At 45.1% G+C, this 14,081-nt stretch carries 13 protein-coding genes; 10 read left to right on the plus strand and 3 right to left on the minus strand.

Annotated features, from left to right (window positions below; translation table 11 throughout):
* Positions 1 to 255: 255 nt before the first annotated feature.
* Entirely contained in the window at positions 256 to 765 is a 510-nt protein-coding gene (gene apcB, locus PMG71_RS12165) for an allophycocyanin subunit beta (RefSeq protein WP_283753959.1), read from the minus strand.
* Positions 766 to 1,236: 471 nt separating this feature from the next.
* On the opposite strand from apcB, the gene glnA reads away from it, so the two are divergent.
* From glnA to PMG71_RS12190, 5 genes are all read left to right on the plus strand, one after another.
* Positions 1,237 to 2,658 (plus strand): type I glutamate--ammonia ligase, encoded by a 1,422-nt coding sequence (glnA, locus tag PMG71_RS12170; protein ID WP_283753960.1) that lies wholly within the window; start codon positions 1,237 to 1,239, stop codon positions 2,656 to 2,658.
* A 165-nt stretch (positions 2,659 to 2,823) separates the two neighbouring features.
* The gene (locus PMG71_RS12175; protein ID WP_283753961.1) at positions 2,824 to 3,912 is read left to right on the plus strand and encodes a class I SAM-dependent methyltransferase; all 1,089 of its coding nucleotides are present in this window, start codon (positions 2,824 to 2,826) and stop codon (positions 3,910 to 3,912) included.
* An 88-nt stretch (positions 3,913 to 4,000) separates the two neighbouring features.
* The gene (locus PMG71_RS12180) at positions 4,001 to 5,731 is read left to right on the plus strand and encodes a mechanosensitive ion channel family protein (RefSeq protein ID WP_283753962.1); all 1,731 of its coding nucleotides are present in this window, start codon (positions 4,001 to 4,003) and stop codon (positions 5,729 to 5,731) included.
* Positions 5,732 to 5,768: 37 nt separating this feature from the next.
* Positions 5,769 to 6,233, plus strand: coding sequence for a YbjN domain-containing protein (locus tag PMG71_RS12185; protein ID WP_283753963.1), 465 nt, complete (start codon positions 5,769 to 5,771; stop codon positions 6,231 to 6,233).
* A 56-nt stretch (positions 6,234 to 6,289) separates the two neighbouring features.
* Entirely contained in the window at positions 6,290 to 6,964 is a 675-nt protein-coding gene (locus PMG71_RS12190) for a lipoate--protein ligase family protein (protein WP_347179269.1), read from the plus strand.
* Between the two features lie 57 nt (positions 6,965 to 7,021).
* Here PMG71_RS12190 and psaK read toward each other — a convergent pair whose 3' ends face one another.
* A complete protein-coding gene (psaK, locus tag PMG71_RS12195) occupies positions 7,022 to 7,249 on the minus strand; it encodes a photosystem I reaction center subunit PsaK (RefSeq protein ID WP_283753965.1) in 228 nt (75 codons plus the stop codon).
* 133 nt (positions 7,250 to 7,382) lie between these two features.
* On the opposite strand from psaK, the gene PMG71_RS12200 reads away from it, so the two are divergent.
* Positions 7,383 to 8,039 carry a phosphoribosylanthranilate isomerase gene (locus tag PMG71_RS12200; protein ID WP_283753966.1) on the plus strand — a complete coding sequence of 219 codons (657 nt, stop codon included), beginning with the start codon at positions 7,383 to 7,385 and terminating at the stop codon, positions 8,037 to 8,039.
* Between the two features lie 25 nt (positions 8,040 to 8,064).
* On the opposite strand, the gene PMG71_RS12205 is transcribed toward PMG71_RS12200, so the two are convergent.
* A complete protein-coding gene (locus PMG71_RS12205; protein WP_283753967.1) occupies positions 8,065 to 8,766 on the minus strand; it encodes a response regulator transcription factor in 702 nt (233 codons plus the stop codon).
* A 413-nt stretch (positions 8,767 to 9,179) separates the two neighbouring features.
* Between PMG71_RS12205 and PMG71_RS12210 the strand changes: the two genes are divergently transcribed.
* From PMG71_RS12210 to pirA, 4 genes are all read left to right on the plus strand, one after another.
* On the plus strand, positions 9,180 to 9,803 hold the full coding sequence (locus PMG71_RS12210; RefSeq protein ID WP_283753968.1) for a CPP1-like family protein: 624 nt from the start codon (positions 9,180 to 9,182) through the stop codon (positions 9,801 to 9,803).
* Between the two features lie 107 nt (positions 9,804 to 9,910).
* The gene (locus PMG71_RS12215) at positions 9,911 to 10,516 is read left to right on the plus strand and encodes a hypothetical protein (protein ID WP_283753969.1); all 606 of its coding nucleotides are present in this window, start codon (positions 9,911 to 9,913) and stop codon (positions 10,514 to 10,516) included.
* A 75-nt stretch (positions 10,517 to 10,591) separates the two neighbouring features.
* Complete coding sequence (locus tag PMG71_RS12220) at positions 10,592 to 13,201, plus strand: M1 family metallopeptidase (protein WP_283753970.1); 2,610 nt, start codon at positions 10,592 to 10,594, stop codon at positions 13,199 to 13,201.
* Between the two features lie 244 nt (positions 13,202 to 13,445).
* Complete coding sequence (gene pirA, locus PMG71_RS12225; protein WP_283753971.1) at positions 13,446 to 13,862, plus strand: arginine synthesis PII-interacting regulator PirA; 417 nt, start codon at positions 13,446 to 13,448, stop codon at positions 13,860 to 13,862.
* Positions 13,863 to 14,081: the final 219 nt, after the last annotated feature.

The raw sequence follows: 14,081 nt of genomic DNA on the forward strand, positions 1-14,081 counted from the left end.
TGATATCAAGTCCGGTTTCCGCAAGCGGACATGAAAATTTGTTAAGAAGCGGGCAAGATGCCCGCACTCCTCGAATTCTTTGATATGACTGGAGTGGGAGCATCTTGCTCCCTGGATTTTTAATTAGGGTATTTCCGCTTCCCGGACATGAATAAGCGAACTTGATATGAATTAGAAATCCAGAGAAATCCACAATAGCAAATAGGGGCAAGTGTTACCACTTACCCCTACTAGGGAGAAACTCAAAACTAAAAGTTACAGATTCTTCTCACTCAGATCGCGAGCCATATGGTCAAACGGTTGATCCACAAAACCCGTATCTGCAATACCCGCTTCTGCCACTTGTGCTTTGACAATCTCCTTCATAATTTGAATCCCTCGAACCGTTGGCCCGATGGGAACATCCAGAGAATTATAGGTTTCGCGTAATCCTTGTAGTACCCGCTCATCTAGAACATCTGTATTACCAGAAACTAGAGCATAGCTGGCATAGCGGAGATAATAATCCATATCTCTCAGACAAGCCGCATAGCGACGAGTCGTATAGGCATTACCACCGGGACGGATTAACTCAGGCAGTTCCTCAAACAATTGGGAACCCGCTTGTTTGACAATACTGGCAGCATTACCCGTAATCACATTAGCCGCCTGAATCCGAGCCAGACCACTCTCAAAATAGGATTTGATTTGGTCTAGGGCATTGCGGTCTAGATACTGACCTGTAATATCGTAATTTGAAATTAAGCTTGTGACTGCATCCCGCATTTGTATTACTCTCCCAACACAGCGTATTCGTTATTAAAGGGGATCTAATGCATAATATCCAATTTGGAGTTTACTATAAAACGCATCCCCATTTCAGCCTTCATGTCTAGGAGAGTGCCCCAAACTGCCAAGGGAGCGTCCAGATTCAGAGCTGATGCTCCCCACCCCTGATAATTGTTAAGACATTACAAAAAAAAACCCATAGCTGTTGAAACATTTTAGTAATGGTCAATACAAAACTGGCTGACACCTATCCCTAGGATGGATCAGCTAGAAAATCAGAACGGCGATCGCCAAGGCAGAGGATGGATATAACCAACGTCTGGTCAATCTCCGTTCCAGACCTAACTGGTTGTCAATTTTCCTCTTCAGGTAGCGGAAAACGCAGGTATCAACCTTAAGGAACCTCGCGCTCTGAACCTCAAGACTGACTCAATACCAACTCATAAGGAGTAATTTAAGGAGTAATCCATGTTCCAAAACGCAGCAGAATTCTTGAAATACGTTCAAGATAACAAGATCCAGATGATCGATTTGAAATTTATCGATATGCCTGGGATCTGGCAGCATTTAACCTTGTATCAAGATCAAATCGACGAAACAAGCTTCACCGATGGTGTAGCCTTCGATGGTTCTAGTATTCGGGGTTGGAAAGCTATTAACGAGTCTGACATGACCATGGTTCTCGATCCGACTACCGCTTGGATTGACCCGTTTATGGCTGAACCGACATTAAGCGTCATCTGTAGCATTAAAGAGCCTCGCACCGGAGAATGGTATAGCCGTGACCCCCGTACCATTGCCCAAAAAGCCGTTGATTATCTCAAAGCTACCGGTATTGGCGATACCGTATATGTTGGGCCAGAAGCAGAATTTTTCGTCTTTGATGATGTCCGCTTCGACCAAACCCAAAGCGCTGGGTACTACTACGTCGATTCGATTGAAGGGCGTTGGAATTCCGGACGGGAAGAACCCGGTGGTAACCTAGCTTACAAACCCCGTTACAAAGAAGGTTATTTCCCCGTTCCGCCTACCGATACCATGCAGGATATGCGGACAGAAATGTTGCTGACCATGATGAAATGTGGCGTTCCCATTGAAAAACATCACCATGAAGTCGCAACAGGAGGCCAAAATGAACTCGGTTTCAAATTTGGGAAACTGATTAAAGCGGCTGACGATTTGATGACCTATAAATATGTGATCAAAAACGTCGCTAAACGCTACGGCAAAACCGTAACCTTCATGCCCAAACCCGTCTTTAATGATAATGGTTCTGGGATGCATACCCACCAGTCGATTTGGAAAGATGGTCAGCCCCTGTTCTGGGGAGATGGTTATGCCAATCTGAGCGAAATGGCTCTCCATTATATTGGCGGTATCCTCAAGCACGCTCCCGCTCTGTTGGCTTTAACCAATCCTTCCACTAACTCCTACAAGCGTTTGGTTCCTGGATTTGAAGCTCCGGTGAACTTGGCTTACTCTCAAGGAAATCGTTCTGCTTCTATCCGCATTCCGCTTACGGGAACCAATCCGAAAGCCAAGCGCTTAGAGTTCCGGTGTCCTGATGCTACCTGTAATCCCTATTTGGCTTTTGCAGCGATGCTCTGTGCTGGAATTGATGGCATTAAAAACAAAATCGATCCCGGTGAACCCTTGGATGTGGATATCTATGACCTCTCTCCTGAAGAGTTGGCTAAGATTCCTTCGACTCCTGGTTCTTTACTCGATGCGCTCAAAGCTCTCGAAGCCGATCATGAGTTCTTAACGGCTGGTGGAGTGTTTACGGAAGATTTCATTACCAATTGGATCGAGTACAAGCTCGATAATGAGGTCAACCCCATGCGCTTACGTCCTCATCCCTATGAGTTTGGGCTGTACTATGATGTCTAGAAGAGATGTCTAGAATAGGAGATGGGTTCTCCTTGGATGCTCTTCTAGTCCATTAATCATTATCTCCCCATGCAATAGCCGCCTAGAATAGGTGGCTATTTTAATGAAAAAAATATTATTTAGGGTTAAACTAATTCAAGTAAAGTGAGTTTATTCCTAACATTAATGGTTAATCCTTTGGCTCAACTAGCCTATCAAGGCTGGCAACAAACCAAGAATGCATTGAGCTTGACACACAAGAGCCTATCCTATCAATTGTCTACTTTATTCATCGATCGGGCGGGGACTTCTACGCCTGTTGTTGATGCCCAAGTATTAAGCATTATTCAACAACGGTTGGATGCTTTGTTAAGCGTCGATTGGCAAGATGCAACGTTAGGGGTTTATCCCATGGCGTTGTTATTTGAGGAAGATTGGCAATACTTATTATCCACTTATCCCATGCTTTGGTTCGATTTGCCTGGGACTTGGAGACGGAAGAATGATAAGGAGTATCAAGCTTTTTCTTCAGATCTCGATCGCTCCGCTTATCCTCGGTATTATCTGCAAAATTTCCACTATCAGACCGATGGTTACTTGAGCGATCGCTCCGCCGAGTTGTACGATCTGCAAGTCGATATTCTCTTCAATGGAGCCGCAGATGCCATGCGACGCAGGGTTTTAGCGCCCCTGAAGCAAGCAATCTCTGACTGGCAAACTCCCCCCAAACCCGCCAAAATCCTCGATGTTGCCTGCGGCACAGGACGCACCCTGAAATTCATCCGTCATACCTGCCCCCAAGCCTCCTTGTATGGTGTCGATCTCTCCCCCTATTATCTCCGCAGAGCCAATCAATTGCTCTCAAAAATACCTGGAGAACTCCCCCAACTCCTGCAAGCCAATGGGGAAGAATTACCCTATGTTGATAATTATTTCCACGGAATCACCAGCGTCTTTTTATTCCATGAATTACCCTATAAAGCCCGCCAACGGGTGATTGATGAATGCTTTCGAGTCCTGAAACCAGGCGGAATCTTGGTTATTTGTGACTCCATCCAGAAAGACGATAGCCCAGAAATCACCCCGGTATTAAATTGGTTTGCCCAAACCTTTCATGAACCCTACTATCAACATTACCTAACCGATGATTTAGGCGATCGTCTTCAAAAAGCTGGATTTACAGAAGTTGACATTCAAACGCACTACCTCAGTAAGTATTGGGTTGCTAAGAAGGATACAGCCCCCAACGCTTCTGAGCAGTTAAGACTTGATTAGTGAGGGATGATCGTCGATAATCACTTAGGGATTGCTATTAATGCAATACCGAGTCTTTTCAGGAACCTTTTGAATTTAGGTGTGCATCATGCTCAAAAGTCTTTTCAGATTTGGGTCTGGGTCAAGAAGTAGACCTTATTGGCTTTCCCTAGTTTCTTGTTTATTAGCCATTGTCTTACAAATTTCCGCTTTGGGAGTTCCTGTTATCGAGAATCCCTTGGAACCCCCAGACACTTCTACTCCTCAAGCAACTCTGAGAAGCTTCATTGATAATATGAATGCTTCTCATAAAGTCTTAATGGCAGCCTATCAACAATATTTAAATGAACCCGGATTCACCGCTTCCAAATCTGTTCGTGAACAAGAAAAAGTGGCAGAAATTTTGTTTGAGCGATCTTCCCGATGTTTAGATCTCAGTAAAATACCGGAAAGGTTAAGGCGTGACGCTGCCATAGAAAAAACACTTTTACTTAAAGAAGTTCTCGATCGAATTAAGATTTCTGATGAAATGCTTGCTGCTAACCAGAGTGCTAACTCCAAAGATATATCGATTTGGACGATTCCTAGAACTGAAATTGAAATTGCTAAAGTTAAAGAAGGAGAAAGAGCCGAAGAATTCTTGTTTTCTCCAGAAACCATATCTCGCGCTTCTGAATTTTATAAAAAAGTACAGGAACTTCCTTATCAACCTGGAGCTACTGTAGGATTTTATGATTTCTATAGAGCAACTCCTGGCAGTTTGCTTCCTCCTAAGTGGTTTCATTGGTTGCCTAATGGATTACATCGGGTTTATTGGGATCAGACTCTATGGCAGTGGATTGCCATGGTATTCCTATTAATTTTGAATGCTTCTTTAAGCCTATTTGTTTTTAAGAAAATTCAAAACAAGCAGGAAAATATAAACCCGATGTACAGGAAAATATTTATAACCACTCCAGCATTGTTCAGCGTATTTTTGACATTGTTTGTAGCTCATGTAATTGACGATCAAATTAATATAACTGGAGGGGTTTTACTGTTTACAATAAGTTCATTGTATTTTTTTGTTTGGTTGATAACAGCTTGGATCGTATTCTTATTTGTAAATGTGATAGGAGAGCTTTTTATTAACTATATATCTCTGAAGGATTCAAAAATGAATGTCAGGATTGTTAATATTTTTATTGAATTCATTAGCTTTATTGTCAGTTCAATAGTCTTTCTGTTCGGCATTCAGCAGATTGGGATAAACTTGTTGCCTGTAATCGCTAGTTTAGGTCTTGGTGGTGCTGCCCTAGCTTTGGCATCTAAAACAACTCTAGAAAATATCATTTCCGGTATAATTTTATTTCTTGATAAACCAGTTCTGTCGGGAGAATGGTGTAGATTTGGTGATAAATCAGGTAAAATTGAATCAATTGGACTACGCTCTATACGCCTTCGTGGAACTAATGGAGAATTGATTTATATTCCAAATTCAATGTTTTTGGATTTAGATTTAATTAATCTGAGTCGATTTGAAAAGCGACTATTTAATCATCAAATAGGCTTGTCTTATGAAACTCAATCCGATCAACTTGAAACAATTTTGAATCAATGCCGTTCTTTGCTAAGAAACCATACCCAATTGATACAAGACTCTATCAGCGTTAGATTGATTGGATATAGCCAAAGTTCTATCGATCTGCAAATATTTGTGTATGTCAATACTCCCGATGAGGAGGAATTTCTCAGTGTTCAAGAAGAACTGTTAATCAAAATTAAGCAGATTGTTGAGGATGCAGGTACGAGTTTGGCGATCGCCCCTATCATTCCCCTGAATCCACAGACTTTGCAATAATGGGTAAGTACAGGAAGCTCTGAGACAATCAAAGAAGATGAGTGATTCAGTGGTAGAAAACACGGTTACAGAAAAGCTAGAACCAACGGCTCCCGATTATACCCATGAGATCGAAGGGGTGATCGGCACGATGATCCCTGAAGGTCAGACGGTGCAAGCGGGCCACGATCCCCAGGAGGGATATTTATGGAAGTTCCAATATGGCTCGGTTGAGGTGTATGTGCAACTGACGGGTCAAACGGATGATGATACCTTAACCGTGTGGTCTTATGTTCTCTCTTTACCGGCTAAAGAGGAAGCCAAGTTGATGCGTCAGTTGTTGGAAATGAATTGGCTGAAAACCTTTGAGGCCCATTTTGCGATTGTGGATAACCGAGTCGTGGTGGTCGCGACGCGCACAGTGGCGGAATTATCCCCTGGGGAAATTGCGCGAGCGATAACCTTGGTAGCTAATATCGCTGATGATAATGATGATGCACTAATTGCTGAGTTTGGACAGTAGGGTTGGTTAAACGTTGGCGGTTTATTCCCCTGATTGAGGGGTCGGGAGAATCGCAAATGGCGATCGATCGCTGGCTCTGGAAACAACATCAACAGGGCCATCAGCCGCCTAGCTTGCGGTTTTATACCTGGAAGCCGGTGGCTATCTCTCTGGGATATCACCAGAAACGCTGGCCTGAATCTTGGCAGGGATTGCAGTGGCAAGGAAAACCCATAGAGTTAGTGAGGCGACCTACAGGAGGTCGCGGAGTTCTCCATCAGGGAGATTTAACCTATGCGGTGGTCTATTCTGGACGGTTTACCAATCGAGTGGCAGCCTATCAAAAAATTTGTGAGTTTCTGATCCGAGGGTGGCGATCGCTCGGTTTTGAACTGCACTATGGTTCGGCTGGTCGCGGTTATGCCCAAGTTCCCAATTGTTTTGCCACAGCGACAGGAGCAGATTTAGTCTTAGATTCGGGCTATAAACTGATTGGTAGCGCTCAGGTTTGGCAGAGTAAAACGGTTTTGCAACATGGCTCTATGCGTCTTAATGGCGATCGCCAACTTTGGCATCAAATCTTTTCTGAATCGATCCCAGAACCGCCACCCAGTTTAGCCGATCTCAGTTTCTCTCATCTAGTCCATACCTTTACCCAAGCCGCTCGCGAAACCTTTGAGATAGAGATGCAGATACAACCCTTATCGGCACAAGAGTGGGCAGAAATTAGAGCGCAACCGACTTTAAAATAATAGTTATGATGGCATCTGTAGGGGCGAACGGCTGTTCGCCCCTACTTGGATAGAAAATTAAATCGCGCCAGTCCCACTGAGTCCCAGGATTACCCCAGCACCCAGGATATGACCTAAGCTAGTGGTCGCCAGTAATTCAGCCATTCCCATGCCACCAAAGAAGGGGCCAGCAGGCAGGCCAGGGCCAACACCTTTTTGTTGAATCGTGAATTTACCAATGGCGATCGCTAGAATATTGCAAGCAATCATGATCAGTCCAATATTGAGAGACCATTCTGAGGTCATAGGTCTTTTGCTCCTTAATCCCGGTAAAAAGTCCTCACTATTATAAGAAGCCTGATGACAAAAATTTATTTTTGTGTCATTCCTTAAAGTTTATTAAAATTTTGATACAAAATTTCCAGAACCCGGAGCCAATATGCGCGTTAAAATTTGTGGGATTACCCAAGCTGACCAAGCCGTGGCGATCGCCGATTTAGGAGCCACAGCCCTAGGATTCATCTGCGTTTCCAGCTCCCCCCGCTACCTCGAACCCCAACAAATCCAACAGATCTCTAGCCAACTTCCCCCATCAGTACACCGCATCGGCGTATTTGTCAACGCTACCCTAGAACAAATCAAAAACACCGTCACCCTAGGCCATCTCACCGGAATTCAACTCCATGGTAATGAAGACCCCTCCTTTTGCCAAACCCTCAGCCAACAGTTACCCCAGATTGAACTCATCAAAGCCTTTCGAGTCCGCACCCCTGAAACCTTAAATACCATTCATGCCTATCAAAACTCCGTCCATACCCTGCTCCTAGATGCCTATCATCCCCACCAATTCGGCGGAACCGGCCAAACCCTAAATTGGCAAGACTTAATCAGCTTCGAGCCACCCTTACCCTGGTTCCTGGCTGGAGGCTTAACCCCTGATAATATTCAACAAGCCTTAGAGCATCTTTCTCCCCAAGGCATTGATTTATCCAGTGGAGTCGAGCTAAAACCGGGGGACAAAGATCTAGAGAAAGTCAGACGCTTATTTCAAAGACTCCAAAGACTGGGTAGATGCACATTCTCTCAGTATCCGTAGAAGCAGAGGAAACTCCAGAATCCCTTTAATCCTCTATCTTATTGGGGGGTTCAAATTTATAACCCACACCGCGCACCGTTTTAATAAACTGATGCAGCCCATCCCCTTCCAGCTTTTTGCGAATTTGGCCAATATGCACATCCACAACCCGTTGATCCCCTTGGTGTTCATAGTCCCAGACTTGGCTAATTAACTCTGAACGCCGCAAAACCTTGGTGGGGTTACTAGCCAGAACATGCAGTAAATCAAACTCTAAAGCCGTCAACACAATGGGTTCCCCTTGTAAGACCACCTCCCGACGTTCAGGATCGATGGATAACTCACCATGGGTAATCAGTTGACGCTCAGGAGTCGTCACCGTGCGCTGGCGCTTGAGCAGAGCTTCTACGCGATATTTCAGTTCTTCCACACTAAAGGGTTTAGTCAGATAATCATCCGCCCCCTTTTCAAAGCCAATAATTTTATCCGATGTATCCGTGCGGCTGGTAAGCATCAACACAAAAACATCCGTTAAGCTTTGCATCTCTTGGCAAAGATTGTAACCTAGTGCGTCAGGTAAATTAACATCTAAAATCACTAGAGCTGGGCGAAACTGCTTGAACTTTTCCATGCCGGTTTTCCCGTCAGGAGCATCTTCGAGTTCATAGCCATGTTTACCCAAATAGCGAAAGACTAGATTACGAATTGCAGGATCATCATCTACGACAAGAATCTTGGCTGAAGCCATATTAATAACCTTGTTCTATAAACTTGCGAGTTGACAAACAGACCCAAGACTGGCAGTTTTGTCATCAAGTGTATCTGGCCATGGTGGCTCTGTGGTACAGGTTTTCCATTAGACTAACGGCAGTCTAAGTCTCACGGCAGGTTATTCCTCAGTTAATCAACATGGGGCGAGCCGCCGCCGATTGGCTTAGATTCCTTAATTATCGACCGTGATTGCTTGTGTAGCCAACTCTATTAAGAATTATGTTAAAGTGGCACTAATAAAATAGTGCAAAAACTTTAGGCTAATATGGCAAGCACTGCCAACGGGGTCAACTCTTGAGTTGAGCAACCAGGCTTGTGTAACCTGGAAGTCTATGCTCCTACGACTCCTCGATCAGAGCGCTGAATGATTGTGAGGGAATTAAAAAGAAGATGAGTGACAAAAGTCCTTATGAAACCTTGGGGTTAACGGAAGATGCCTCGTTTGACGAAATTCAACAGGCCCGTCAGAGCCTCACGAATCAACACAGTGGCGATCGCCGAAAAATGGAAGCCATTGAGACTGCCTATGATGCCGTTCTCATGGATCGTCTCCGCCTGCGGCAACAGGGCAAACTAAAAGTTCCCGATCAAATTCGGTTCCCCGAAAAAACAACGGTCACCGAACCCAAGCCTGCTGTAGCTCCCCCAAATTCGATGCCCAACTGGTTGCAGTCCTACCTGGATACTCCCAGTCAGACTGATATCCTGTTGCCCATGGGAGTCTATCTAGTATTAATGAGCTGTGTCGCCCTCCTACGCCCGACCCAGGATAGCCAGTCGCCTCTCCAAGTTACGCTTCTGGCAGGTGTGGTGGCCAGCATATACTTTCTCAATCGCAAAGAAGGAAAATTTGCTCGCTCAGTCTTACTGACTGTTGCTGGACTGATCTCCGGGTTGCTACTTGGGGGCATCTTAGGGGCAGGGTTAGCCAATGTCAGCCAAGTCAACGGCGATCAGTTTGCGGCTGTCGTTGCCTTCTTTGTCTTATGGTTAGTGAGTAGTTTCTTGCGTTAACGGCATCATTGAAAATAAGTATGACGAAAACAACAAGCCGCGCCCTGGAGAGGGCGGCTTATTATTTTCATGATTAAAATTCATGCTCTATCGATCGGAGTTAGATCGTGTCTTCCTCTCGTATTTTTAAGCCTGGAGAATCTTACACCTTTAGTCAATATTTTGACCTGAGTTTTACCCTCGAAGATATTTTGGCAGAGTTTGACTCTCATCTGGTCAGATCGCCCCTAGACCTGCCTCGCAAGTCCTTAAAAACTCCCATCGAACCCTTGCTCTATCAACTAGAGCGCAACCGCAAACGCATCGAATTAGCCAACGAAACCGCCCGTCGGGAAGCCCTGATTAGCCCCATTTTGTTTGAAGTGGCAGACCTTGCCGACTTGCGTATCCATGTCGAATATGCGATCGCCGTCAATGAATACCTGCGGGGAACCCTCGACTACTATATTGCCAGCCATAACCTCATGGTCATTGAAGCCAAACAAGCCGATCTCGTGCGTGGCTTTACCCAACTCGCTGTTCAACTCCTCGCCCTCGATCGCTGGACTCAATCAGACACCCCCATTTTATACGGCATCGTCACCACCGGCGAAGACTGGCGATTTGGCACATTTAACCGCCAACAGCGCTACATTCAACAAGACCCCAAACGCTATCTCGTCCCCGAAGAACTAACCCCATTGCTAGAAATATTAACCGGCATCTTAGATTAGTTTACCCAGTCAATTTTCCAAAGCCCAAAAACTGTATTAAACTAAAAAACTACTCCTAATCTCATCCGTAACTGCATGTCTGAACTATTGCAATCCTTTCTTGATGGCGAAAAACCCAAACATAAATCCTTTGAACTTCCCGGCTCCTATCCCCACTATACCCCCGATCGCCCCGGACAAGTCGAACATATTTTCCTAGATTTAGTCCTAGACATTCCCCAATCTCGATATAGCGGTTCCTGTACCCTCCATCTCAAACCCATTCGTAGCGGTATTCAAACCCTCACCCTAGACGCAGTAGATCTGATCATCGAGAGTGTTAAAAGCAACCACAAAACCCAAACATTTGACACCAATGGTCAACAGCTTCACATCCATCTAGACTCCCCCACCCAAATTGAACAAACCCTAGAAATTCAAATTGCCTATCGCGTCGAAAATCCCCAAAGAGGACTCTATTTCATTCATCCCGATCATCACTATCGAGACAAACCCACTCAAGTCTGGACACAAGGAGAAGATGAAGACTCCCGCTATTGGTTCCCCTGTCTAGACTATCCCGGACAACTCTCAACCTCAGAAATTCGCGTGCAAGTCCCCGCTAAATTTACAGCCATTTCCAATGGGGAACTGATCGACACCAAAACCGAAGGCGATACTAAAATTTATCATTGGTTTCAAAAAGAAGTTCATCCCACCTATTTAATCACTCTAGCGGTCGGTGAATTCGTAGAAATCAAAGATCAATGGCAAGATAAACCCGTAACGTATTACGTGGAAAAAAGTCGCAAAGACGATGCCCAGAGAAGTATGGGCAAAACTCCCCGAATGATCAACTTTTTTAGCAATATCTTTGATTATCCCTATCCCTATCCCAAATATGCCCAAGTTTGCGTAGCTGACTTTATCTTTGGGGGGATGGAAAACACATCCACAACCCTATTAACCGATCGCTGTTTACTCGATAAACGTTCCTTACTCGATCATCCCTTCACCGAAAGTTTAGTCGCCCATGAACTCGCTCACCAATGGTTTGGCGATTTAGTCGTAATTAAACATTGGTCTCATGCTTGGATCAAAGAAGGGATGGCTTCCTATTGTGAAGTGCTGTGGACAGAACATGAATATGGCTCAGAAGATGCCGCCTATTATTACTTAAGGGAAGCCCGGAGTTATTTACAAGAAGACAAAACGCGCTATCGTCGCCCCATGGTTACCCATATTTATCGGGAGCCGATCGAACTCTACGATCGCCATTTGTACGAAAAAGGAGCCTGTGTCTACCATATGATGCGGGCAGAATTGGGCGATGATTTATTCTTAAAGGCGATCCAAACCTTTGTTCGCAATCATGCCCATAGTACCGTAGAAACTGTAGATTTACTGCGAGCAGTTGAAGCAGCGACGGGGCGAAATCTGCTGTTTTTATTCGATCAATATGTCTATCGTGGTGGTCATCCCGATTTCAAGGTGAGCTACAGTTGGGATCATGACCATAAGCTGGCCAAAGTGACGGTGGTGCAAACCCAAGCTAAGGGGGATGAAAAAGCCTTATTTGATCTGAACATTCCCATCGGTTTTGGCTCCGTTGTGCCCTCAGAGAAGGAAGGTCAAAAGCCGGAGGTAGCTATCGCCTCCCATACCGTCAGGATTCATCAAGTCGAAGAGAGTTTTTATTTCCCCTTAGATGAAAAGCCCAGTTTCATTAGTTTTGATGTGGGCAATTGCTATCTGAAAACCGTGGTTTTAGATTATCCAGTGGCCCAGTTAAAGGCTCAGTTATCTTCTGATCCTGACCCCATTTCTCGGATTTATGCCATTAGTGCTTTAGTCAAGAAAGGAACTTTGCCGGTGGTGCAAGCTTTGGCTGAAGCACTGAAAACGGAACCCTTTTGGGGGGTACGGGTGGAAATTGCTAAGGGTTTGGGCAAAATTCGCCTGGATCAGGTGTTTGAGGCTCTGTTACCGGGTTTGAAAGATTCAGATGCCAGGGTTCGCAAGGCGGTAATTGAGGCTTTAGGGAGCATTAAAACGAAGGCGAGTTATAAGGTGCTGAAGTCGGTTGTGGTGAATGGCGATCCGTCTTATCAGGTGGAAGCATCTGCTGCAAAGGCTGTAGGGGCGATCGCCGCTATTAAGGATGAGGATCTGCCTAAACCCCGTAAGGCGATCAAATTACTCAAGAAAGTTTTGGAGACTAAAGCGGGTTGGAATGAGGTGGTTCGCGGTGGGGCGATCGCCGGTTTAAGTCAAATGAATCGGTCGAAAGCCGCTTTAGAGCTGATTCTAGACTATACCCAAGCGGGTATTCCCCAACCTCTGCGCTTAAGCGCTATTCGTGCCTTGGGTGCAGTCTCCTCTGGTCAAGAGGACACTCAGATCGAACAGGTGTTAGCGCGGTTAGACGCTCTCTCGGCCGAGTCGTTTTTCCTCACGCAGATGGCCGCGATCCAGGCTTTGGGAGGGATGAAAACGGCAAAAGCGATGGCGATTTTGCAAAATATTGCCGCTTCCACGCCAGATGGCCGGGTGCAGCGTCGAGCCGAAGAAGCGGTGCAAAAGGTGCAGAAGGCGATCGGCTCAGATAGTGCTGTAAAAACCCTACGGCAAGAAATCGAGCAGTTGAAGAAAAGCAATCAAACTTTAAAAAGTCGGATTGAAGCCTTAGAAGCCAAAGAATCATAGCCCTTATTTCGGTAGCCAATGAACAACAGCCAGCAGGGATGACTTCCAGAATTCCCTGTTTCGCGCTGTTTTTGTCCTGATTTTCACCGATCCCCAAGGACTTTAGATTTACTTTATATTTCTTAACTTAATGTTAATTTAAATCACACCCAAACTTCACCCGGAAATGTCATGATGGATACAGAAATAAAAAAACGATTTCAAAACTGCTTGATTCATTTAAAATTGAGAAAAGGAAAGACCCATGAAACTCTCTTACCGTGGTATAGAATACAACCATAAAAACCTCCCAGTTGAAGCACAAGAAGAAGATATCATTGCCAAATACCGGGGTCGTACCTATCGGGTCAATCGCTATCCCAGACACCTTCCTGTCCCTCAAGCCCCCATGGATTTGAAATATCGTGGACTTGAGTATAAAACTCATCAATGCGAAGAGCCAAGCTATCCCGGTTTACAGCGTCAGACCCGTCCAGTCCAGTCAGAAAGAGCAGAATTACCCGTTGAACTGGCCGCAGCCCATTGTCAGAATATCCTCAAAAGTTTGGAACACCGTCTGCAAGTGGCTCAAGAAAAAGGCGATCGCACCCTAATTTCCCAATTAGAACGAGAACGTCATGAACTTTACAATGGTGGGTTTTGTTCATTAGGATTTCAATAACTTCCCCCCATGTTAACCCCCTGCAATCCTCTGGTACAAGTTACCAGGGGATTTTAGGTTTGAGGGGACTCCGATCTCATATCAAGTTCGCTTATTCATGTCCGCGAAGCGGAAATACCCTAATTAAAAATCCAGGGAGCAAGATGCTCCCACTCCAGTCAGATCAAAGAATTCGAGGAGTGCGGGCATCTTGCCCGCTTCTTAACAAATTTTCATGTC

This window comes from Roseofilum acuticapitatum BLCC-M154 (genome assembly GCF_030068475.1).
In the GTDB taxonomy this organism is placed as follows: domain Bacteria; phylum Cyanobacteriota; class Cyanobacteriia; order Cyanobacteriales; family Desertifilaceae; genus Roseofilum; species Roseofilum acuticapitatum.

Bases quoted from the DNA above. Each gene is read 5' to 3' on its own strand.
- PMG71_RS12180 (WP_283753962.1), top strand. From the start codon at position 4,001: ATGCTCAAAAGTCTTTTCAGATTTGGGTCTGGGTCAAGAAGTAGACCT.
- PMG71_RS12205 (WP_283753967.1), bottom strand. From the start codon at position 8,766: ATGGCTTCAGCCAAGATTCTTGTCGTAGATGATGATCCTGCAATTCGT.
- PMG71_RS12175 (WP_283753961.1), top strand. From the start codon at position 2,824: ATGGTTAATCCTTTGGCTCAACTAGCCTATCAAGGCTGGCAACAAACC.
- PMG71_RS12190 (WP_347179269.1), top strand. From the start codon at position 6,290: ATGGCGATCGATCGCTGGCTCTGGAAACAACATCAACAGGGCCATCAG.
- PMG71_RS12185 (WP_283753963.1), top strand. From the start codon at position 5,769: ATGAGTGATTCAGTGGTAGAAAACACGGTTACAGAAAAGCTAGAACCA.
- psaK (WP_283753965.1), bottom strand. From the start codon at position 7,249: ATGACCTCAGAATGGTCTCTCAATATTGGACTGATCATGATTGCTTGC.
- PMG71_RS12200 (WP_283753966.1), top strand. From the start codon at position 7,383: ATGCGCGTTAAAATTTGTGGGATTACCCAAGCTGACCAAGCCGTGGCG.
- pirA (WP_283753971.1), top strand. From the start codon at position 13,446: ATGAAACTCTCTTACCGTGGTATAGAATACAACCATAAAAACCTCCCA.
- glnA (WP_283753960.1), top strand. From the start codon at position 1,237: ATGTTCCAAAACGCAGCAGAATTCTTGAAATACGTTCAAGATAACAAG.
- apcB (WP_283753959.1), bottom strand. From the start codon at position 765: ATGCGGGATGCAGTCACAAGCTTAATTTCAAATTACGATATTACAGGT.
- PMG71_RS12210 (WP_283753968.1), top strand. From the start codon at position 9,180: ATGAGTGACAAAAGTCCTTATGAAACCTTGGGGTTAACGGAAGATGCC.
- PMG71_RS12220 (WP_283753970.1), top strand. From the start codon at position 10,592: ATGTCTGAACTATTGCAATCCTTTCTTGATGGCGAAAAACCCAAACAT.